This window comes from Lysobacter gummosus (assembly GCF_001442805.1).
Lineage (GTDB): Bacteria > Pseudomonadota > Gammaproteobacteria > Xanthomonadales > Xanthomonadaceae > Lysobacter > Lysobacter gummosus.
Genome location: NZ_CP011131.1, coordinates 3,729,706 through 3,750,699, shown reverse-complemented (window position 1 = coordinate 3,750,699; position 20,994 = coordinate 3,729,706). Strand labels below are relative to the sequence as shown.

General features: G+C 66.2%; 16 protein-coding genes and 5 tRNA genes. 18 read left to right on the top strand and 3 right to left on the bottom strand.

Annotation, left to right across the window (positions count from 1 at the left end):
* Window positions 1-216: 216 nt before the first annotated feature.
* On the bottom strand, window positions 217-1,521 hold the full coding sequence (locus LG3211_RS15355; RefSeq protein ID WP_057943597.1) for a metal-dependent hydrolase family protein: 1,305 nt from the start codon (window positions 1,519-1,521) through the stop codon (window positions 217-219).
* Between the two features lie 349 nt (window positions 1,522-1,870).
* Between LG3211_RS15355 and LG3211_RS15350 the strand changes: the two genes are divergently transcribed.
* The 8 genes from LG3211_RS15350 to rsfS all read left to right on the top strand — a co-directional run bounded on the left by LG3211_RS15350 (window position 1,871) and on the right by rsfS (window position 9,526).
* Window positions 1,871-2,146 (top strand): hypothetical protein, encoded by a 276-nt coding sequence (locus tag LG3211_RS15350; RefSeq protein ID WP_057943596.1) that lies wholly within the window; start codon window positions 1,871-1,873, stop codon window positions 2,144-2,146.
* A gap of 282 nt (window positions 2,147-2,428) precedes the next feature.
* The gene (locus LG3211_RS15345) at window positions 2,429-2,638 is read left to right on the top strand and encodes a hypothetical protein (RefSeq protein ID WP_057943595.1); all 210 of its coding nucleotides are present in this window, start codon (window positions 2,429-2,431) and stop codon (window positions 2,636-2,638) included.
* 287 nt (window positions 2,639-2,925) lie between these two features.
* Window positions 2,926-5,649: a leucine--tRNA ligase gene (gene leuS, locus LG3211_RS15340; protein ID WP_187313201.1), complete on the top strand. Its 2,724-nt coding sequence runs from the start codon at window positions 2,926-2,928 to the stop codon at window positions 5,647-5,649.
* 213 nt (window positions 5,650-5,862) lie between these two features.
* Complete coding sequence (locus LG3211_RS15335) at window positions 5,863-6,537, top strand: glutathione S-transferase family protein (RefSeq protein ID WP_057943593.1); 675 nt, start codon at window positions 5,863-5,865, stop codon at window positions 6,535-6,537.
* A gap of 151 nt (window positions 6,538-6,688) precedes the next feature.
* On the top strand, window positions 6,689-7,198 hold the full coding sequence (locus LG3211_RS15330; RefSeq protein ID WP_057943592.1) for an LPS-assembly lipoprotein LptE: 510 nt from the start codon (window positions 6,689-6,691) through the stop codon (window positions 7,196-7,198).
* 47 nt (window positions 7,199-7,245) lie between these two features.
* The gene (gene holA / locus LG3211_RS15325) at window positions 7,246-8,292 is read left to right on the top strand and encodes a DNA polymerase III subunit delta (protein WP_057943591.1); all 1,047 of its coding nucleotides are present in this window, start codon (window positions 7,246-7,248) and stop codon (window positions 8,290-8,292) included.
* 13 nt (window positions 8,293-8,305) lie between these two features.
* Window positions 8,306-8,962 (top strand): nicotinate-nucleotide adenylyltransferase, encoded by a 657-nt coding sequence (gene nadD, locus LG3211_RS15320; protein WP_057943590.1) that lies wholly within the window; start codon window positions 8,306-8,308, stop codon window positions 8,960-8,962.
* Between the two features lie 129 nt (window positions 8,963-9,091).
* On the top strand, window positions 9,092-9,526 hold the full coding sequence (gene rsfS / locus LG3211_RS15315) for a ribosome silencing factor (RefSeq protein WP_057943589.1): 435 nt from the start codon (window positions 9,092-9,094) through the stop codon (window positions 9,524-9,526).
* Between the two features lie 144 nt (window positions 9,527-9,670).
* Here the strand turns inward: rsfS and LG3211_RS15310 are convergent, their stop codons facing one another.
* Complete coding sequence (locus LG3211_RS15310; RefSeq protein WP_083512566.1) at window positions 9,671-10,432, bottom strand: Bax inhibitor-1/YccA family protein; 762 nt, start codon at window positions 10,430-10,432, stop codon at window positions 9,671-9,673.
* 236 nt (window positions 10,433-10,668) lie between these two features.
* Here LG3211_RS15310 and LG3211_RS15305 point away from each other — a divergent pair.
* The 5 genes from LG3211_RS15305 to LG3211_RS15285 all read left to right on the top strand — a co-directional run bounded on the left by LG3211_RS15305 (window position 10,669) and on the right by LG3211_RS15285 (window position 12,429).
* Window positions 10,669-10,745, top strand: a tRNA-Pro gene (locus tag LG3211_RS15305).
* Window positions 10,746-10,786: 41 nt separating this feature from the next.
* Window positions 10,787-10,863 (top strand) — tRNA-Arg (locus LG3211_RS15300).
* A gap of 55 nt (window positions 10,864-10,918) precedes the next feature.
* A tRNA-His gene (locus tag LG3211_RS15295) sits at window positions 10,919-10,995 on the top strand.
* 55 nt (window positions 10,996-11,050) lie between these two features.
* Window positions 11,051-11,126: transfer RNA gene (locus LG3211_RS15290), tRNA-Lys, on the top strand.
* Window positions 11,127-11,478: 352 nt separating this feature from the next.
* Window positions 11,479-12,429, top strand: coding sequence for a DUF2268 domain-containing putative Zn-dependent protease (locus LG3211_RS15285; RefSeq protein WP_057943588.1), 951 nt, complete (start codon window positions 11,479-11,481; stop codon window positions 12,427-12,429).
* Between the two features lie 68 nt (window positions 12,430-12,497).
* Here the strand turns inward: LG3211_RS15285 and pip are convergent, their stop codons facing one another.
* Window positions 12,498-13,451 (bottom strand): prolyl aminopeptidase, encoded by a 954-nt coding sequence (gene pip / locus LG3211_RS15280; RefSeq protein ID WP_057943587.1) that lies wholly within the window; start codon window positions 13,449-13,451, stop codon window positions 12,498-12,500.
* A 218-nt stretch (window positions 13,452-13,669) separates the two neighbouring features.
* Here pip and LG3211_RS15275 point away from each other — a divergent pair.
* The 5 genes from LG3211_RS15275 (at window position 13,670) to lon (ending at window position 20,781) form a co-directional block, all read left to right on the top strand.
* Window positions 13,670-13,755: transfer RNA gene (locus tag LG3211_RS15275), tRNA-Leu, on the top strand.
* Window positions 13,756-14,165: 410 nt separating this feature from the next.
* Complete coding sequence (gene tig / locus LG3211_RS15270; RefSeq protein WP_057943586.1) at window positions 14,166-15,467, top strand: trigger factor; 1,302 nt, start codon at window positions 14,166-14,168, stop codon at window positions 15,465-15,467.
* Window positions 15,468-15,678: 211 nt separating this feature from the next.
* Entirely contained in the window at window positions 15,679-16,305 is a 627-nt protein-coding gene (clpP, locus tag LG3211_RS15265) for an ATP-dependent Clp endopeptidase proteolytic subunit ClpP (protein WP_057945515.1), read from the top strand.
* 210 nt (window positions 16,306-16,515) lie between these two features.
* On the top strand, window positions 16,516-17,805 hold the full coding sequence (gene clpX / locus LG3211_RS15260; protein ID WP_057943585.1) for an ATP-dependent Clp protease ATP-binding subunit ClpX: 1,290 nt from the start codon (window positions 16,516-16,518) through the stop codon (window positions 17,803-17,805).
* A gap of 546 nt (window positions 17,806-18,351) precedes the next feature.
* The gene (lon, locus tag LG3211_RS15255) at window positions 18,352-20,781 is read left to right on the top strand and encodes an endopeptidase La (RefSeq protein ID WP_057943584.1); all 2,430 of its coding nucleotides are present in this window, start codon (window positions 18,352-18,354) and stop codon (window positions 20,779-20,781) included.
* Window positions 20,782-20,994: the final 213 nt, after the last annotated feature.

Sequence of the window (20,994 nt, the reverse complement as noted above, 5' to 3'; positions counted from 1 at the left end):
TGCCGGCGCGCTGGCGAAACTGAGGACTCGGTCGGAACCGCGACCGTCACGAGCGTGTGATCGCTCGGCGCCGCTCGCTGGCCGGCGCTGTGTCGTTCGCAGAACGACTGCGCGATATCGCATCGCTCGCGCCGGTCATGCGCGACCTGAAAAAACAACGCCCCGGCCGCAGGACGGCCGGGGCGTGGATGGTTCGCTCAGGCGGTCAGCAAGCGCTCACAGCGCCTGCTTGTAGACCTGTCCGTCCTTCATCACGAAATCCACGTTCATGACCGTGTTGATGTCCTCGACCGGATCGCCCTTGACCGCGACGATGTCCGCGCGCTTGCCCGCTTCGATCACGCCCTGATCGTCCACGCCCAGCACTTCCGCGGCGCGGATGGTCGCGGCCTGCAGGGCCACCGACGCGGGAATGCCGGCTTCGACCATGTACAGGAATTCGCGCGCGTTATCGCCGTGCGGGCCCACGCCCATGTCGGTGCCGAAGGCGATCTTGACCCCGTTCTTGTACGCGTTGGCGGCGGTCTGCTGGATCAAAGCGCCGATCCGCGCGGCCTTGGGCCGCACCACTTCGGGAAAGTAGCCCTCGAGCTTGGCCTTGTCGGCGACGAAGCGGCCGGCGTAGATGGTCGGAACGTACCACGCGCCTTTCTGCTTCATCAGCGACATGACCTCGGCATCCATGTAGGTGCCGTGCTCGATCGAGGTGACGCCGCCGAGCACCGCGCGCTTCATGCCCTCGGTGCCGTGCGCGTGCGCGGCGACGCGGTAGCCGTAGTCCTTCGCGGTATCGACGATGGCTTTGACTTCTTCCACCGTGAACTGCGGCGCGTCGCCGGAGCGCGCATAGCTGAGCACGCCGCCGGTGGCGGTGATCTTGATGACGTCGCTGCCTTCCTTGTAGCGCTGGCGCACGGCCTGGCGCGCGTCGTCGATGGAATTGATCACGCCCTCGGTCGGGCCGGGCGGGCCGATCAGGTGCGAGAGTGCGTCGTTGTAGCCGTTGGTGGGATCGGCGTGGCCGCCGGTGGTGGCGATGGACTTGCCGGCCGCCCAGATGCGCGGGCCATCGACCAGGCCCTGGTTGATCGCGTCGCGCAGATGCGGCGCCACTTCGCCGCCCAGATCGCGCACGCTGGTGAAGCCGGCCAGCAGGGTTTTCTTCGCATAGCCGACCGAGCGGAAGGCGAAGTCGGTGTCGTCCAGGCGGAAGCCTTCCGAATAGCTCTGCGGGCTGGACTGCGAACTCATGTGCACGTGCAGATCGGTCCAGCCGGGCGTGCAGGTGTGCTGGGACAGATCGATCGCGCGCGCGCCGGGCGCCTCGCTGCGGCCGTCGAGGATCTTCTCGATCTTGCCCTCGCGCACGACCACGGTGCGCGCCGAGAGGATTTTCCCGCTGCGCGCGTCGAACAGGCGTCCGCACTGCAAGGCCACCGGTTCGGCGGCGTGGACGGGGGCGGCGAGCGCGCCGGCGCTGGCGGCGAGAACGATCGATACGGCGACGGACAGGCGGGTCATGGGCAATTCCGGCTGAGTGCGGGCGTGGGCGCCCGAAGATTCGCCGCGCGGCGCGCAGGACGAATCGCGATGTGCATCGACGAGGGGAGCCGCGCGAGCAAGCCCCTGCGCGACTGCCGAAGCCGTCGCAGCATGCAAGCCGGGCCGGCGATGGGTCAACGTGACTAAGGTACTACTCGACGCATGCGCCGCGGCGGCGAAGGCCACCATCGGACGATGCCGGCGCGGGGATGAGCCGAATACCGCGCGAATCCCGAGTCTTGCCGCGGGGCGGGGCGAGCGCCGCCCTGCGCTCGCTTTCGGCCCCAATCCGCGGATGTCCGCACCCGATTCGATCAAGGAGCCACGCATGAAAACCCGATTCCTCATCGCAGCGCTATTCGCGTTGTGCAGCACCTGCGCTTTCGCGGCCGGCGACGGCGACACCAGCGGCGAAGGCAATGGCGGCACCGATCGCGCCAACCGCCAGCCGCCGCTGGTGTGTCCCGCCGGCGAGGCCGCGCTGCCGGCGACGGACGCAGACGGCAGGGCCGTCTGGATCTGCACGCGCGACGGCGAGCCGGCGCCGCTGTACTTGCCCGCCAGCTGCCGCAGCATCGATTGGAGCTGCCGGACCCGGCAGTAATTGGCCGGTCCGTTGCGCAGTCGCGAAGGCCCCCGGCCTTGCTCACGAACAGCCGCCGGCTCGAACACGCCGGCGTATGGTCGGCGCGCCGAAGCGCTCCGGGCCGGGTGCGATCCCGATTCCGTAACCGGGTTGGCCAAAAAAAACCGCCGCGGCGGTTGCGGGCGGTTGCCAGCGCGGCCGGGGCTGCGCAAGGTGGGCGCCGGCAGGGAGCCATTACGGACCGGGGGTTCCAGGCCATCGCCACGTCTGTCCGGTTCGCCACAGCGAGTCGATTCTTTTATGAGCAAGTTGATCTGTCCGGCCCTGATCGTGGCCGCCTGCGTTCTGTCCTTCGCCGTCAACGCGGCCGAGCGTAAATCCGCGTCGGTGCCGGGCGTTGTCGTCAGCTCCGACATCTTCAAGCCCTTGCCCCAGCCGTGCCCGGTGGGCAAGACCGAGCAGGTGATCTACGACAAGTCGGGCCAGCCGGTCGCGCGCATTTGCGTGTGAGTTGAGGTTCCCGGGCGCCAGCCCGCCGTGAACCGGAGCGCCGACCGCGCTCCGGTTCGCGGAATGAACGCACGGCGATTTCGCCCGCCGATGGCCTCGCCGCGCGCGATCCCCGAGGCGCGATCGCGGGCCAGGGCGGGCCCGGATCGCCGAATCGCGCCGATCGACCGGCTCCGGTGCGTGGCGGGCTTTTGTGCGCTGCGGTAGGCTTGCCGGTCCTGTCCCATCGCCATTACCTGCCTGTGTCCGACGCCGCCCCCGCCCCGAACGACCCCCAGAACGATCCCCTGGCCTTCGAGCCCGGCCTGATCGAAGCCGCCGCGCAACGTTTCTGGGACGGCACGCGCGCGTTCGAGGTCGATGAGCGCTCGGACAAGCCCAAGTACTACTGCCTGTCGATGCTGCCGTACCCCTCCGGCGCGCTGCACATGGGCCACGTGCGCAACTACACCATCGGCGACGTGATCAGCCGCTACAAGCGCATGACCGGCTTTAATGTGCTGCAGCCGATGGGCTGGGACGCGTTCGGCCTGCCGGCGGAAAACGCCGCGATCAAGAACAACACCGCGCCGGCGAAGTGGACCTACGCCAACATCGCCCACATGAAGGCGCAGCTCAAGACGATGGGCTATGCCATCGACTGGTCGCGCGAATTCGCCACCTGCACGCCGGACTACTACGTCCACGAGCAGCGCATGTTCGTGCGGCTGATGAAGCAAGGCCTGGCCTACCGCAAGAACTCGGTGGTGAACTGGGACCCGGTGGATCAGACCGTGCTGGCCAACGAGCAGGTCATCGACGGCCGCGGCTGGCGCACCGGCGCCTTGGTCGAGAAGCGCGAAATCCCGCAGTGGTTCCTGAAGATCACCGACTACGCGCAGGAACTGCTCGACGGCCTGGACACGCTGCCGGGCTGGCCGGATGCGGTCAAGACCATGCAGCGCAACTGGATCGGCCGCAGCGAAGGCCTGGAAATCCGTTTCGACGTGCGCGACGAAGCCGGCAACCCGGTCGAGCCGCTGACCGTGTTCACCACGCGTCCGGACACGCTGATGGGCGCGACCTTCGTGTCGATCGCCGCCGAGCACCCGCTGGCCGTGCACGCCGCGCAGACCGACGCCGACCTGGCCGCCTTCATCGCCGAACTGCGCAAGGGCGGGGTGTCCGAAGCCGAACTGGAAACTCAGGAGAAGCGCGGCCGCGATACCGGCCTGCGCGCGATCCACCCGGTCACCGGCGAAGAAGTGCCGGTGTTCGTGGCCAACTTCGTGCTGATGAACTACGGCACCGGCGCGGTCATGGCCGTGCCCGGCCACGATCAGCGCGACTGGGAATTCGCCAAGCGCTATCACCTGCCGATCAAGACCGTGATCGTGCCCGACGCGGTGCGCGACGCGCTGGCGGAAATCGCCGGCGACATGAGCAGGCACAAGGACCCGATGAGCAGCGCGCTGGGCAGCGCGCCGTCGGTGGACGTGTACGAAACCAGCGCCGCGGTGCAGGTGGTCGAAGAGTTCCAGACTGCGATCCAGGAGCAGGGCCCGTGGACCGAGCGCGGCTGGCTGGTCAATTCGGGCGAATACGACGGCATGGATTTCCAGCAGTCGCTCGATGCGCTGGCGGCGCGGTTCGAAGCCGAAGGCCGCGGCAACCGCCGGGTCAACTTCCGTCTGCGCGACTGGGGCGTGAGCCGCCAGCGTTATTGGGGCTGCCCGATCCCGGTGATCCTGTGCGCCAAGTGCGGCGACGTACCGGTGCCGGAAGACCAGTTGCCGGTGGTGCTGCCGGAAGACGTGGAATTCAGCGGCGTGGCCTCGCCGATCAAGGCCGACCCGCAGTGGCGCAAGACCACCTGCCCGAGCTGCGGTGGCGCGGCCGAGCGCGAAACCGACACCTTCGACACCTTCATGGAGTCGAGCTGGTACTACGCCCGCTACACCTCGCCGGGCGCGGCCCAGCAGGTGGATGAGCGCGCCAAGTACTGGACGCCGGTGGACCAGTACATCGGCGGCATCGAGCACGCGATCTTGCACCTGATGTACTTCCGCTTCTATCACAAGCTCATGCGCGACCAGGGCCTGGTCAACAGCGACGAGCCGGCGACCAACCTGATGACCCAGGGCATGGTGATCGCGGAGACCTTCTACCGCATCTTGCCCAACGGCGGTTTCGACTGGATCAACCCGGCCGATGTCGAGATCAAGCGCGACGACCGCGGCCGCATCACCGGCGCGGTGCTCAAGGCCGATGGCGAGCCGGTGCAGATCGGCGGCATCGAGAAGATGTCCAAGTCGAAGAACAACGGCGTCGATCCGCAGTTGATGGTCGGCAAGTTCGGCGCCGACACGGTGCGCCTGTTCTCGATGTTCGCCGCGCCGCCGGACCAGTCGCTGGAATGGAACGAGGCCGGCGTCGAAGGCATGGCGCGGTTCCTGCGCCGTCTGTGGGTGGCGGTGCACAAGCACGCCGCCGACGGCGCCGCGCCGTCGCTCGACCTGGCCGGGCTGGATGGCGCGCAGAAGACGCTGCGCCGGCAGCTGCATGAAGCGATCCAGAAGGTCGGCGACGATTACGGCCGCCGCCACAGCTTCAACACCGCGATCGCCGCGGTGATGGAACTGCTCAATCATTTGTCCAAGTTCGACGATGCCAGCGACAACGGCCGCGCGCTGCGTCAGGAAGCCCTGACGGCGATCGTGCTGCTGCTCAACCCGATCACCCCGCACACCAGCCACGCGCTGTGGCAGGTGCTGGGGCACGGCGAGACCTTGCTGGAAGACCTGACGTTCCCGCAGGCCGATCCGTCGGCGATGACGCGCGATTCGGTGACGCTGGCAGTGCAGGTCAACGGCAAGCTGCGCGGCACCATCGAGGTTGCGGTGAATCTGCCCAAGGATGAGGTCGAGCGCTTGGCGCTGGCCGAGCCGAACGTGGTCAAGTACATGGAAGGGCTGACCGTGCGCAAGGTGATCGTGGTGCCGGGGAAGATCGTCAATATCGTTGCTTCGTAAGCTTCGGGGCTTAGAAGCGAATCCCCCTCGGTCCCCCTTTTTCAAAGGGGGAAGACAAGCACGGTGCCGCGATGGTTGCGCCGGCTGAAGATGCGGCCGACGCGGCGTCCCATCCAGACCGCATCAACACCCACCCGAAGCATTCCCCCCTTTGAAAAAGGGGGGCAGGGGGGATTTGCTCTTCGCCTCCAAACCTCAATCGACCAAGCCCCCATGCCCGCAATCCTCTACTGCCACCCCGATTCCGGCTTCAGCTACAAAGCCGCACTCGCCCTGCGCCTGCTGGGCATCGACTTCGAACAGCGCCACGTCAACATCCGCATCCCGCGCGACCAGCGTTCGCAGGAATTCCGCGACCTCGCCGCGCACGGCGAAATCCCGGTGCTGCTGATCGACGGTCTGGTGTTGTGCCAGTCCAACGTGATCCTGGATTACCTCGCCATCCGCCAGGACGCCCTGGGCGAGGGCGCGCGCCGCTTCGACGGCGCCGACACCGAGCAGCGCCTGCACGTGCGCGAATGGCTGTCGTGGGAAGCCAACCGCATCAGCCTCAACCTCGCCCATTCGCGCTACGGCCGCCAGTTCGGCAGCTACGATGCGGCCGTGCTGGCGTGGTACGACCGCCGCTCCATCGCCGATCTCGACCGCCTGCAGCAGCAACTGAGCCAGACGCCTTGGCTGGCCGGGCCGGCAGCGACCATCGCCGACGTGGCCTGCATGGGGTACCTGTGCTTCACGCAAGAGCCCTGGGCGCAGGACGCCGGCGTCGCCATGCAGTCCTGGAGGCACCGCTGGCCGGCGCTGGAGGCCTGGTACCAGCGCCTGCTGGCGCTGCCGGGCGCGCAGAGCGCGCAAGAGCTGTTCGCCGGGTACGAACTGCGCTACTGACCGGCGTTGCGCGCGATCTGTGCGCGTCGTCGCCGGCCTCGCCGCCTTTGCGTGATCCCGCGCGCATCGCCGCGCCAGTTCGCATCGTGCGGGCCCCGCGCGGTTCAGTCTTCCTATTGATGCCCGCAGCCGCCTCGTCCAGACTTCGCCCATGACGCCTCGCTCCCTTCTTACCCGCACGTCGCTCGCCGCGCTCGTGCTGACCCTGTCGGCCTGCGGATTCCAGCTGCGCCAAGCCCTGGTCCTGCCGCCCGACCTCGGTCCGGTGCGGGTGGTCTCGGCCGACCGCTACAGCCCGCTGGCCGAATCGCTGGCCCAGGCCCTGACCCGCGCGGGTGCCGTGCCGGCGCAGCCGGATTCGAGCGAAGTCGCCGTCCTCGACCTGCTGTCCGAGCGCTGGGGCGACACCCCGGCCGCGCTCGACGAACTCGGCCGCGTGCAGGAATACAGCCTGCGCTACGCGGTGGTGTTCGAACTGCGCAAGGCCGACGGCAAGGCGCTGGTCCCGCGCCAGAGCATCGAGCTGTCGCGCGACTACGTGTCCAACCCGACCAATGCCATCGGCACCGAAGGCGAGCGCGAAATCCTGATGCGCGAAATGCGCCGCGAGATGAGCGCCGCGGTGCTGCGCCGGGTCGGCGCGGTCAGCGAACGGCGTTGAGCCGCTCGCGTCCGCCGCATCCGTCCCGCCGGCGCTAGCCTGCCGCCATGGAACTCACCCCCGAGCGCCTGCTCGCCCAGCTCGACCAGGAAGCGCTGCGTCCGGTCTATCTGATCGCCGGCCCGGAACCGCTGCGCGTGCTCGAAGCCGCCGACGCGGTGCGCGCATCCGCGCGCAAGCAGGGCATCGCCGAGCGCGAAATCTTCGAAGCCGAAGGCAACCAGCGCGAGCCCGACTGGAACGCGATGTCGGCCTCGTTCCGCGCCCCCAGCCTGTTCGCCAGCCGGCGCCTGCTGGAACTGCGCCTGCCCACCGGCAAGCCGGGCAAGGAAGGCGCCGAGGTCATCAGCGACTTCTGCGCCGATCCGCCGGGCGATGTCAGCCTGCTGATCACCGCGGGTGAATGGAGCAAGCAACACGGCGGCAAATGGAGCGAAACCGTGGCCAAGGTCGGGCATGTGGCCGTGGCCTGGGCGATCAAGCCGCACGAACTGCCGGACTGGATCGAACGACGCCTGCGCGCGCGCGGCCTGCGCGCCGACCGCGACGCGGTGCAGAGCCTGGCCGACCGGGTCGAAGGCAATCTGCTCGCCGCCGCGCAGGAAGTGGACAAGCTCGCGCTGTTGTCCGACGGCGAAACCCTCACCGTCGATCGCATGCAGGCCCTGGTCGCCGATGCCGCGCGCTTCGACGTGTTCCGGGTGCTGGACGCGGCCATGAACGGGCAGGGCGCGCAAGTCTCGCGCATGCTCGCCGGCCTGCGCGCCGAGGGCGAAGCGGTGCCGGCCCTGCTCGGCATGGTGGTGATGGAACTGCAGCGCACCGCCGCCTTGGCGCGGGTCGCCGCCCGCGGCGGCAACATCGCCTCTGAATTCAAGGCGCAGCGGATCTGGGACTCCAAGCAGCCCATGTACCGCCGCGCCCTGCAGCGTCACGACGCGCGCCGCTGGGAAGGGCTGCTGGCCCAGGCCGGACGGGTCGATCGCATGGCCAAGGGCCGCGAAGCCGGCGACGCCTGGGTGGCGCTGGAACGCCTGCTGCTGGCGGTGGCCGAGCCGCGCGCGCTGCGCCTGCTCTCGGTTTCGGCCGTCTGAGCCGCGTGCGGCCATGAGTCTGCTCGTTTTCTACGGCGGCACCTTCGATCCGATCCACGACGGCCATCTGGCCATCGCCCGCGCCGCGCGCGACGCGCTGGCCGCGCGGGTGCGGCTGATGCCGGCCGCCGATCCGCCGCATCGCGCGCCGCCCGGCGCCAGCGCCGAACACCGCGCGCGGATGCTGGACCTGGCTGTGGCGGGCGAGCCCGATCTCATCGTCGATCGCCGCGAACTGCGCCGCGACGGCCCGTCCTACAGCGTCGAGACCCTGCGCGAAATCCGCGCCGAAGTCGGCCCGGAACAGCCGCTGGCGCTGCTGGTCGGCGCCGACAGCTTTCTCGACCTGCCCAAATGGCGCGAATGGCAGGCTTTGTTCGAGCTGGCCCATTTCGTCGTCGCCGAACGTCCCGGCAGCCCGCTCGACAACGAACGCGTCGAAGCCATCGCAGCCAACCGCGAGACGGCCGAAGTGGAGGCCTTGCGCGGCGCGCCGGCCGGGCGGGTCTATCGCCTTCACCAGCCGCTGCACGCCGAATCGGCCAGCCAGGTCCGCCAGCTGATCGCCGCCGGACAGGCCTGGCAGCCGTTCGTGCCGGCGCCGGTGGCCGCCTACATCGAACGCCATGGTTTGTACGGGGTCCCGATCCAGCGCGGAGCGGTGGTCTGACCGGCCGTTCCGGGCCGTCTCAGGGCCGCCCGATCCGGGCCGCGCGTCTGTGCCGCGCGATCCGCACGCTGTCGCATGGCCCTTCGGTATAATCCCGGCACATCTCCCGCATTAACGAGCCGCATCCTCTTGACCAGTCAAGCCCAAGTCATCAAGACCCAGCTGCCGAACCCGCCGCCGCCGATCGAACTCCTGCTCAAGACGGTCCACGCTGCGGTCGAAGAACTCAAGGCCAAGGATGTCGTCGAAATCGATGTGCGCGGCAAGAGCAGCGTTACCGATTTCATGGTCGTCGCCTCCGGCACCTCGACCCGCCACGTCAAGTCGATCGCCAACGAAGTGGTCAAATTCGCGAAGAATCTCGACGTCATGCCGCTGGGCGTGGAAGGCGAGCGCGAGGCCGAATGGGTGCTGGTCGATCTCGGCGACGTGGTCGTGCACGTCATGCTGCCGCGCGTGCGCGAATTCTACGCGCTCGAGCGCCTGTGGACGGTCGGCGACCAGCCGCCGCCGCCGGAAGGCTACGAAGGCAAGTTCGAGACCGACGACGAAGATCGCTTCTGATTCGATCGCCGCGTTTGGCAGGCATCCACGACGGCGCCCTCGGGCGCCGTCGTCGTTTCCGGCAGGCGGTATCCGCGCCGCCGTGAGCGCACAAAGAAAAAGGGCGCCGATGGCGCCCTTTTTCGTACTGCCTCGATCGAGCCGTCAGTTGCGCGACTGCAGCTTCGACAGCAGGCGCAGGAACTCGATGTACAGCCACACCAGCGTGACCATCAGGCCGAACGCGCCGTACCACTCCATGTACTTCGGCGCGCCTTGCTCGACGCCGGTTTCGATGAAGTCGAAGTCCAGCACCAAGTTGAGCGCGGCCACCACCACCACGAACAGGCTGAAGCCGATCCCGATGATCCCCGAGTCGTGGATGTACGGAATGTTGATGTTGAACATCCGCAGCACGATCGACGCCAGATAGAGCAGGGCGATGCCGCCGGTGGCCGCGACCACGCCGAGCTTGAAGTTCTCCGTCGCCTTGATCAGGCCCGTGCGGTAGGCGGCCAGCAGCGCGAACAAGGTGCCGAAGGTCAGCATCACCGCCTGGATCACGATGCCCGGGAAGCGCGCTTCGAAGATCGAGGACACGGCGCCGAGGAAGAAGCCCTGGACCAGCGCGTGCAACGGCGCGGTCACCGGCGCCCAGGTCTTCTTGAAGGTGGTGATCAGGGCCAGGATCAGGCCGCCGATCGCGCCGCCCCACAGGTACGGCGCCCCGCCGACCACGCCATGTTCGGTGATCTGCACCTGGCTCCAGGCGAACGACGCGGTGAGCACCGTCAGCAGGAGCAGGAAGCCGGTCTTGTTGACCGTACCGTTCAGGGTCATCACCTGATCGCCGCCGCGCACCACGTTGCCGGTGCCGAGGTCGAGGAAGGTGGATTCCTTCAATGCGGGATTGCCGCTGCGCATCATGGTCGTGCTCCTTTTTTGAAACGCATCGCCGGGGTCGGCCGAGGCTTGAGAATGAGTACTAATTGGGGCTGAAGCATACACGGCGCAAGCGCGGCCGATGCCGGCGAAGGCGTGTCTATCTGTGTCGGCGTTCAAACCGATTCGCAACGGCCGCACGGACAGGATTGACAGTGTCCGGACTGCCGCCCACACTATGCGGCCTTTCGCGGCATTGGCGTGCAACGGAAGTCCCGGCTCGGGGTATAGCTCAGCCTGGTAGAGCGCCAGCTTTGGGAGCTGGATGTCGTGGGTTCGAATCCCTCTGCCCCGACCATCCATAGCATCAGGGCGGACGTCAGTTAAGATTCAACTCTGGCGCCCGTAGCTCAACCGGATAGAGCACCGGCCTTCTAAGCCGGTGGTTGTGGGTTCGAGTCCCGCCGGGCGCGCCACGTTTTGTATTAAGATTCGCTTTAGGTAAGTCGCTTCACCCCGCAAGTGTTTATGGTGGATGTAGCTCAGTTGGTTAGAGCACCGGATTGTGATTCCGGGGGTCGCGGGTTCAAATCCCGTCTTCCACCCCAAATTTTTAGTTGTGCGGCACGCAGTAGTTCGTTATAGTGTCGCTCCGGTTTTATCGGGCTGTTAGCTCAGTTGGTAGAGCAGTTGACTCTTAATCAATAGGTCCAAGGTTCGAATCCTTGACAGCCCACCAAATTGAAAGGCCTCTGGAGCAATCCAGGGGCCTTTTTCTTTGCCTCGACAAACTGGCCGGGCTTCCGGCGCATGGCGGCCGGCGCAACAGGCGGCGCTGCATGTCGTGGCGCATGGCGCCAACTCGACAGATCGCTCGCGCCGCGGCCACGTTGAGGGCGGCTTGGCTGGCCTTGCGCCACAGGCATATGCGATCGGCTTTTTCGCTCGCTGCCGGATCGATAGGAGCGCGTGCGCTCATGGGTGACTAATGCCACGTTCTCGACCCGGTCGGGCGTGTGCTGTGATGTCAACGCGAACTCACACGGCCCCAGCCCCGGCGCACTGCGCGGGCTCATTCCAGGATTGACGCCATGCCGAAACCTTTGCGCTCGATGGTCCTTCTCGCAGCGCTCGCGGCGCCTGTTTTCGCCCATGCGCAGCCGCAGCGCGGGCCGGAAATCCGCATCGACGATGTCACCCGCTTCTATGCCTTGTACGACGCCACCGGCGGCCATCCGACCGTTGAGCAGATCCAGAACGATTACCTCGCCAAGGGCACGCAGAGCTTGAGCGAATTCGCCGCGGCCAGGCGCGTCACCGCGCAGCGCATCGCCGAGCAGCTGGCCAGCGATCCTGCGATGTACGAAAACGCCAAGCAGTGCCTGACCGCGCTGCCGGCGGTCAAGCGCCGGCTCGTGGCGACGTTCCGAAAGCTGTCGTCCCTGTATCCCCAGGCCCGGTTTCCGCCGGTGGCCATCGTGGTCGGCCGCGGCAAGCCGGTGGGAATCACCAATCCCGCCGGCGTCACCATCGGCCTGGAAGCGCTGTGCTCGGCGGATGTCATGAATCCGAATCGGGAAGATCGCTTCGTCCATGTGATCGCGCACGAATACGCCCATATCCAGCAGCGCGCGCCCACCGATTTCGAGAAAGGCGATCCCAACGCCACGGTGCTGCGCCTGGCCATGGCCGAAGGCGTGGCCGAACTCATCGCGCAGATCACTTCGGGCAATGTCGCCAATGCGCGCCATGCCGAGTGGACGCGCGGCAAGGAGGCGCAGATCGAGGGCAGGTTCGTGCGCGAAATGGACGGCACCGATCTGTCCGACTGGTTCTTCAATTATCGCAAGGGCTCTGACGAACCCTACGATCTGGGTTACTGGGTCGGCTATCGGATCGCGAAGTCGTATTACCTGCGGGCCGACGATCGCAAGGCCGCGCTCAAGCGTCTGATCGAACTCGACGATCCCAAAGCGTTTCTGGCGCAGAGCGGATGGACGCCGGGCATGCAATTGCCGGCCTCGGCCGACGGCGGGGACTGAGCGAGCCGGCGTCCGAGCAGCCGGCTTCGCTCAGCAGCGTTTGGTCTTGTGCGGGAGGCAGGCGCCGATCAGCCGAAGCGGTCGGCCAGGGCGTCGGTGGCGGTCACCAGCACATCGACGATCGCCGGGTCGGCCGCGCTGTGGCCCGCGAGCACGATGCGAAGCTGCGCTTCCGGCCACGCCGCGGACAGATCGACCGCGCTCTTGACCGGGCAGATCATGTCGTAGCGCCCGTGCACGATCGTCGCCGGAATATGGCGGATGCGGCCGACATCGCGCAGCAGCTGATCCGGCTCCAGAAAGATGTCGTGGCGGAAGTAGTGCGCTTCCGCGCGGGCGAGGCTGATCGCCACGTCCGGTTGTTCGAGATTGCCCGGTTCTTCCGGGTCGTGGATCAAGGTGGTGCTGCCGCCTTCCCAATAGCCCCAGGCCAGCGCCGCGGCCAGGCGCACCGCCGGGTCGTCGCTGTCGAGCCGGCGCCAGTAGGCTTCGGTCAGGTTGTCGTGCTCTTCTTCCGGGATGTGCGCCAGGTAATGCGCCCAGCGTTCCGGGAAGACCCAGCGCGCGCCGCCGTCGAGTTCGTTGAACCAGCGCAACTCGCCCGGCCGACCCAGGAAAATTCCGCGCAGCACCAGGCCGAGCACGCGTTCGGGATGGGCCTGCGCGTAGGCGAGCGAGAGCGTGGAGCCCCACGAGCCGCCGAACACCACCCAGCGTTCGATGCCGAAATGCGCGCGGATCGTTTCGATATCGGCGACCAGATGCTGCGTCGTATTGTCGCGGAGCTCGGCATGCGGCGTGGACTTGCCGGCGCCGCGCTGATCGAACAACACGATGCGATAGCGCTTGGGATCGAAGAAGCGGCGGTGATAAGGCGACACGCCCGCGCCGGGGCCGCCGTGCAGGAACACCACCGGCAGGCCGTCGGGATTGCCGCATTCTTCCACGTGCAACTCGTGCAGATCGCTGACGGCGAGGCGATGGGTCTGGTACGGCTCGATCTCGGGGTATAGCTCGCGCACGGCGGAGGTTCCGTTGGGTTTGCGCGAGCATAGCCGCGCCGGTCGGCGAACAGAATCCGGATGCGGTGGCCGCGTGTTTGCTGGCTATGGCGAATGGATGCCATGGCGGCGGTGCGCGGCGCGAGCGGCGATCGTCTCGCCGAGGGCCGGGCGCGGAGGCGATTTTTTACCGGCGCATGGCTAGAATGCGTCGGCCGCATCGCACGATGCCGGCCCATGCGAAAGTGGCGGAATTGGTAGACGCACTGGATTTAGGTTCCAGCGGGTAACCCCCGTGCGGGTTCGAGTCCCGCCTTTCGCACCAAGGCGTCTGGTCTAAAGACCATCCGCCTCGAATGCCCCAATGGCCGGTCACCCCGGCCGGGCTCTTGCACCGGTAAAGGCCGGGTGCTCCCCGGGTCGCCGACCGCTTTGCGCCGCCGGCCGTGCCGCCGTCTCACCACCTCAAGATTCAGCTCGGTGGCGGTGGCGGTGGCCGGAATCATCCACACCCCGCCCAGACCCGGCGCAACCCCCGATTTAGTCCCCCAAACCACTCAATCGCCCGCAAAACCCCATCCATGGCGGATTTGCGGCCCTTTAGCGCTGGCAGCGGCGGCCTTTATCGGCCAAACTAGCAAGTTCCGCTGGCCGGCGAGCTCTCGCAAGGACTGGCGGCCGGACAAGATCATCAACATCGTCGCTGCGGCAGGTGCCGTGGTCGCAGGAGTGGATATGCAAGTTTCGCTCGAATCGCTGGGCTCGCTGGAACGCCGACTGACCTTCAGCCTCCCGGCCGAGAATCTGGAAAATCAGGTCGGCGGCCGCCTGCGCGAAATCGCGCGCGGCGCCAAGATCAAGGGCTTTCGCCCGGGCAAGGTACCGACCAAGGTCATCGAGCAGCGCTTCGGCGCCCAGGTCCGCGCCGAAATCCTCGATGGCATGCTGCGCGAAAGCTTCAGCAACGCCGTGCGCGAAGAAAAGCTGCAGATCGCGGGCAACCCGCGCATCGAGCCGGCGGTGGAAAGCGGCGAGACGCTTTCGTACATCGCCACCTTCGAAGTCGTGCCGGATTTCGGCGACATCGACGTCGGCAAGCTGGAGATCACCCGCCACACCGCGGAAGTGACCGACACCGACATCGACGCGATGATCGAAAACCTGCGCCTGCAGCGCCGCACCCTGACCACGGTCGAGCGTCCGGCGCAGGAAGGCGACGTGGTCGAAGTGGAAACCTGGACCGAAGTGGACGGCGTGCGTCTGCCGGCCGAGGGCGCCGAGTACGGCAGCACCCAGATCGGCTCGGGCGCGATGTTCAAGCCGCTGGAAGACGCCATGGTCGGCGTCAAGGCCGGCGAAGAGAAGATCGCCGAAGTCGAGTTCCCGGCCGATTGGCGCGCCGCTGAAGTCGCCGGCAAGAAGGCCAACGTGCACCTCAAGCTCAACCACGTCTCCGAGCCGGTGCTGCCGGACGTGGACGATGCCTTCATCAAGAGCTTCGGCGTGAAGAGCGGGGATGCCGAGCAGTTCCGCAACGACATCCGCACCAACCTGGAGCGCGAGCTCAAAGGCGCGCTGATGACCCGTCTGCGCCGCGAAGTCGGCGAGCAGCTGGTCAAGGCCTACGAAGCGGTGGAAATGCCGCCGAAGCTGGTCGAGAACGAAGCCCGCGACATGGTCTGGCAGACCGTCGAGCAGGCCCGCCGCCAGGGCCGCCAGATCGAAGCGCCGGCCGACGCTCACCTGAACTACATGGACGCCGCCCGCCAGCGCGTGCTGGTCGGCCTGCTGGTCGGCGAGATCGCCCGCCGCAACGAGCTGCGCCTGGAGCCCAAGCGTGTCAACGAGACCCTGCGCCTGATCGCCTCGACCTACGAGGAGCCGCAGCAGGTGATCGACCTGTACCGCAACGACCAGCAGCTGATGGCCGGCTTGCAGAACCGGGTGATGGAAGAGCAGGTGATCGACTGGATCGCCGAGCGCGCCCAGCACACCGAACAGCCGCTGTCGTTCAGTGAAGCGATCCGCCCGAGCTGACCTTCGCGCGGCCCGCGGCGCAGGTCGCGGGCCGTCGCCGCATGCGGCCCGGACGGTCCGATGCGGGGCTGTCCGAATCGGGCGCGCTCAGCGGCTTGACCACATTTAGCAATCGCGCCTCTTGCGCTGCGGTCCGGCCGGCCCCAAGTTGGCCGGACCGCGCTGCGTTAATCAAGCGCACTTCTACGTCAGCCAATAGGTGCCGTTGAACATGGATAACCGAACCAAAGCCCTGAACCTGGTGCCGATGGTGGTCGAGCAGACCAGCCGCGGCGAACGCGCCTACGACATCTATTCGCGCCTGCTCAAAGAGCGCGTGATCTTCCTGGTCGGCGGCGTGGACGACCACGTGGCCAACGTGATCGTCGCCCAGATGCTGTTTCTCGAGGCGGAAAACCCCGAGAAGGACATCAACCTCTACATCAACTCGCCGGGCGGCGTGGTCACCGCCGGCATGGCGATCTACGACACCATGCAGTACATCAAGCCCGATGTGAGCACCATCTGCATCGGCCAGGCCGCCAGCATGGGCGCGCTGCTGCTCGCCGCCGGCGCCAAGGGCAAGCGCCTGGCGCTGCCGAATTCGCGCGTGATGATCCACCAGCCGCTGGGCGGCTTCCAGGGTCAGGCGACCGATATCGACATCCACGCCCGCGAGATCCTGACCCTGCGTCAGCGCCTCAACGAAATCCTGTCCAAGCACACCGGGCAGGCCCTGGAGACCATCGCGCGCGACACCGAGCGCGACAACTTCAAGAGCGCCGAGGCCGCGCGCGATTACGGCCTGATCGACCAGGTGCTGGAACGCCGCCCGGAAGATTCGGTCCAGGCCTCCTGATCGGCGCCGATCAGCGACCGGACATGACACGCAAACCCTTGATAGCGCTGGGGAACCCCCGGCGCGACCCATCCTGCGGGGTGGGCCGGGGCGCTGTGTTATTCTCGGATCGTCATAGCTGAATGAGTGCTGGCGGCGCTTGCCGTCAAGCTCATTTGGGCATATTAAGAACCAAGCTTCACGACTGAGCAGCAACGGACCCCACCAAGCATGACCGACGATCGACAAGGACGCAGCACGGGCGACAGCAACAAGATCCTGTATTGCTCGTTCTGCGGTAAAAGCCAGCACGAAGTCCGCAAGCTGATTGCGGGTCCGAGCGTCTTCATCTGCGATGAGTGCGTCGAGCTTTGCAACGACATCATCCGTGAAGAACTCGAGGAAAAGGCGCAGTCGGCACGCAGTCATCTGCCGAAGCCGCGCGAGATCCTCGAGGTGCTCGACCAGTACGTGATCGGCCAGCTGCGCGCCAAGCGCACGTTGGCTGTGGCCGTGTACAACCACTACAAGCGCATCGAAAGCCGCCAGAAGAACGACGACGTCGAATTGTCGAAGTCGAACATTCTGCTGGTCGGGCCGACCGGTTCGGGCAAGACGCTGCTGGCCGAAACGCTGGCGCGCCTGCTCAACGTGCCGTTCACGATCGCCGACGCCACCACCCTGACCGAAGCCGGTTACGTGGGCGAGGACGTCGAGAACATCATTCAAAAGCTGCTGCAAAAGTGCGACTACGACGTCGAGAAGGCGCAGCAGGGCATCGTCTACATCGATGAAATCGACAAGATTTCGCGTAAGAGCGATAACCCGTCGATCACCCGCGACGTGTCCGGCGAAGGCGTGCAGCAGGCGCTGCTGAAGCTGATCGAAGGCACCATCGCCAGCGTGCCGCCGCAGGGCGGGCGCAAGCATCCGCAGCAGGAATTCCTGCAGGTCGATACGCGCAACATCCTGTTCGTGGTCGGCGGCGCGTTCGCCGGTCTGGACAAGATCATCCAGCAGCGCAGCACCGAGGCCGGCGGAATCGGCTTCGGCGCCAAGGTCAAGAGCAGCGAGCGCAAGATCGACATCGGCAAGATCCTGGCCGAAGTCGAGCCCGAAGATCTGATCAAGTTCGGCCTGATCCCTGAGTTCGTCGGCCGCCTGCCCGTGGTCGCCACGCTTGAGGAACTCGACGAAGCGGCGCTGGTGTCGATCCTGACCGAGCCCAAGAACGCGATCACCAAGCAGTTCCGCAAGCTGTTCGAGATGGAGAGCGTCGAGCTCGAATTCCGTCCCGACGCGCTGGCGGCGATCGCGCGCAAGGCTCTGAAGCGCAAGACCGGCGCGCGCGGCCTGCGCACCATCGTCGAGTCGGTGCTGCTGGACACGATGTACGAACTGCCGTCGCTGGAGAATGTCAGCAAGGTGGTCGTGGACGAGTCGGTGATCGAGCACAAGTCCGAGCCGTATCTGATCTATCAGACGCCGCCGGCGCAGCCCAAGGTCGCTTCGGCCGAGTAAGCCCGGCCGCAGACGAATCAGAAGCAGCCAAACGCCCCGGATCTCCGGGGCGTTTTCGTATGCGCGGGCGTCTATGTTTGAGGCGCCGGATGGCGCAAGACCATTGGCCAATTGCGCCGGAGCGGGCAAGGCGATTCAGTAGGACTCGATGCCGGGTGGTTGCGCAGTCCGCCGACCCCGCCAAGGTCTCGCGCGGTGGTTCAGGCAGGTTCGCCCGCCTGCCGCCGCCGGGCCTCTCGGCCGGGTAAGCGGGCCCAGCTGAATGAGGGGTTTGCAGCCGCTGTTCCGGTACATGTGCTCGCTTGCGTTATATAGCTCGATGGGCTCGCGCGATCACCGCCCATCCGCGCTCCCGGGATGCGGATCCAGGGCCGCGGGACGCTTTGTCCCAGTCTCGAATTTGCATCGCAAGCTGGTGATTTCGAAGGCGTTTTTCAGGTTTTTTCGAGCGACCCGGCAGCCTTTGCTTGCGCTCCCGGGCCGGCACCCCCATAACGGGAGCCTGGGCGCTCCAGCGTCCTCACCCCACGCTTGTCGAGACCTACGATGACTGAGTCTTCCGCCGAATCCATGACCCTGCCGGTGCTGCCGCTGCGCGATGTGGTCGTGTTCCCGCACATGGTGATCCCGCTGTTCGTGGGGCGCGACAAATCCATTCGCGCACTCGATCAGGCCATGGAATCCGATAAGCGCATCCTGTTGGTCGCGCAGAAGTCCGCCGAGACCGACGACCCGGGCGCGGAGGATCTCTACGAGATCGGCACGCTCGCCCAGGTGCTGCAATTGCTCAAGCTGCCCGACGGCACCATCAAGGTGCTGGTCGAAGGCGTTTCGCGCGTCAGCGTCAGCGACGTGCTGGAACGCGACGGCGCGCTGTCGGGCCAGGCCTTGGTGGTCGAGCCGGTCGTCGATCGCGAAGAACGCGAGGTGGAAGCGATCGCGCGATCGCTGATGGGCCTGTTCGAGCAATACGTCAAGACCAACCGCAAGCTGCCGCCGGAGCTGATGCAGACCCTGGCCGGCATCGACGAACCCGGCCGCCTGGCCGATACCGTCGCCGCCCACCTGGGCGTGCGCATCGGCGACAAGCAGAAGCTGTTGGAAACCCATGCGATCGGCACCCGCCTGGAACAGCTGGTCGGGCTGGTCGATGGCGAGATCGATGTGCAGCAGCTGGAAAAGCGCATCCGCGGCCGGGTCAAGTCGCAGATGGAGAAGAGCCAGCGCGAGTACTACCTCAACGAGCAGATGAAGGCGATCCAGAAGGAGCTCGGCGAAATCGACGATGCGCCCAACGACATCGACGAGCTCGCGCGCAAGATTGCCGAAGCCGGCATGCCCAAGCCGGTGGAGACCAAGGCCAAGGCCGAGCTCAACAAGCTCAAGCAGATGTCGCCGATGTCGGCCGAAGCCGCGGTCGTGCGCAACTATCTGGATTGGCTGCTCGGCGTGCCGTGGAAGAAGCGCAGCAAGATCCGCAAGGACCTCAAGGCCGCGCAGGACGTGCTCGACGCGGATCACTTCGGTCTGGAAAAGGTCAAGGAACGCATTCTCGAATACCTCGCCGTGCAGACGCGCGTGAAAAACATGAAGGGCGCGATCCTGTGCCTGGTCGGCCCGCCCGGCGTGGGCAAGACTTCGCTGGGCCAGTCCATCGCCAAGGCCACCAATCGCAAGTTCGTGCGCATGTCGCTCGGCGGCGTGCGCGACGAAGCCGAGATTCGCGGCCATCGCCGTACCTATGTGGGTTCGATGCCGGGCCGCATCGTGCAGAACCTCAACAAGATCGGCACCAAGAACCCGCTGTTCGTGCTCGATGAAATCGACAAGATGTCGATGGACTTCCGCGGCGATCCGTCCTCGGCGCTGCTGGAAGTGCTCGATCCGGAGCAGAACAACTCGTTCAACGACCACTACCTGGAGGTCGATCTCGACCTCAGCGAAGTGATGTTCGTCGCCACCTCCAACTCGCTCAACATTCCCGGCCCCTTGCTGGACCGCATGGAAGTGATCCGCATCCCGGGCTACACCGAGGAAGAGAAGCTCAACATCGCCATGCGCTATCTGCTGCCCAAGCAGATCAAGAACAACGGCCTGAAGGTCGAGGAAATCAAGATCGCCGAATCGGCGGTGCGCGACATCGTGCGTTACTACACGCGCGAATCGGGCGTGCGTAACCTGGAACGCGAAATCTCCAAGATCTGCCGCAAGGTGGTGAAGGAAATCGCGCTGGCCGGTCCCAAGGTCAAGAAGGGCAAAGACAGCGCGCTCAGCATCAGCTCGAAGAATCTCGAGAAATACCTGGGCGTGCGTCGCTTCGATTTCGGCCGCGCCGAAGAGCAGAACGAAATCGGCCTGGTCACCGGTCTGGCCTGGACCGAAGTCGGCGGCGACTTGCTGCAGGTCGAAGCCACGCTGGTGCCGGGCAAGGGCCAGCTGATCCTCACCGGCCAGCTGGGCGATGTGATGAAGGAATCGGCGTCGGCGGCGTTGTCGGTAGTGCGCGCGCGCGCGCAGACGCTGGGTATCGACGTCGAGTTCCTGCAGAAGCACGACGTGCACGTGCACGTGCCCGAAGGCGCGACGCCGAAGGACGGCCCGAGCGCCGGCATCGGCATGGCGACCGCGCTGGTGTCGATGCTGACCAAGAATCCGGTCAAGGCCGATGTGGCGATGACCGGCGAGATCACCTTGCGCGGCCGCGTGTTGCCGATCGGCGGCTTGAAAGAGAAGTTGCTCGCCGCGCTGCGCGGCGGCATCCGCACCGTGATCATTCCCGAAGAGAACCGCAAGGATCTGGCCGATCTGCCCAAGAGCGTGACGCAGGGCTTGAAGATCGTGCCGGCGCGCTGGATCGACGAAGTGCTCGATCTCGCGCTTGAACGTCCCATCGCGCCGACTCCGGCCTCCGGCGAAGGCGAACTTCCGGTTCGAGAAAGCGGCAAGACCAATCCGCAGCCCGACGTCAAGCACTGACTCGGGCCGCTGGTCGGGCAGATCGAATGGGGACGCAAAAAACCTCTGAAAGCCGCGCCACAGCTAGCTTTCAAGCTTGCGCCCCCAAAATGCCGCTGGTATAACGAGCGCAACCGCGCTGCATCAATGCACAACAAAACTGTTGCGCGGCACACTTGATCGAAACGCTCGCCTCCTGCGGCGACCGTTTCGATTCTCAGAACACGCGGTCAC

Excerpts from the sequence above, each read along its gene's own strand:
- tig (WP_057943586.1), top strand. The coding sequence starts at position 14,166 with ATGCAAGTTTCGCTCGAATCGCTGGGCTCGCTGGAACGCCGACTGACC.
- holA (WP_057943591.1), top strand. The coding sequence starts at position 7,246 with ATGGAACTCACCCCCGAGCGCCTGCTCGCCCAGCTCGACCAGGAAGCG.
- LG3211_RS15285 (WP_057943588.1), top strand. The coding sequence starts at position 11,479 with ATGCCGAAACCTTTGCGCTCGATGGTCCTTCTCGCAGCGCTCGCGGCG.
- clpP (WP_057945515.1), top strand. The coding sequence starts at position 15,679 with ATGGATAACCGAACCAAAGCCCTGAACCTGGTGCCGATGGTGGTCGAG.
- LG3211_RS15335 (WP_057943593.1), top strand. The coding sequence starts at position 5,863 with ATGCCCGCAATCCTCTACTGCCACCCCGATTCCGGCTTCAGCTACAAA.
- LG3211_RS15355 (WP_057943597.1), bottom strand. The coding sequence starts at position 1,521 with ATGACCCGCCTGTCCGTCGCCGTATCGATCGTTCTCGCCGCCAGCGCC.
- clpX (WP_057943585.1), top strand. The coding sequence starts at position 16,516 with ATGACCGACGATCGACAAGGACGCAGCACGGGCGACAGCAACAAGATC.
- LG3211_RS15310 (WP_083512566.1), bottom strand. The coding sequence starts at position 10,432 with ATGATGCGCAGCGGCAATCCCGCATTGAAGGAATCCACCTTCCTCGAC.
- LG3211_RS15350 (WP_057943596.1), top strand. The coding sequence starts at position 1,871 with ATGAAAACCCGATTCCTCATCGCAGCGCTATTCGCGTTGTGCAGCACC.
- lon (WP_057943584.1), top strand. The coding sequence starts at position 18,352 with ATGACTGAGTCTTCCGCCGAATCCATGACCCTGCCGGTGCTGCCGCTG.
- LG3211_RS15345 (WP_057943595.1), top strand. The coding sequence starts at position 2,429 with ATGAGCAAGTTGATCTGTCCGGCCCTGATCGTGGCCGCCTGCGTTCTG.
- LG3211_RS15330 (WP_057943592.1), top strand. The coding sequence starts at position 6,689 with ATGACGCCTCGCTCCCTTCTTACCCGCACGTCGCTCGCCGCGCTCGTG.
- nadD (WP_057943590.1), top strand. The coding sequence starts at position 8,306 with ATGAGTCTGCTCGTTTTCTACGGCGGCACCTTCGATCCGATCCACGAC.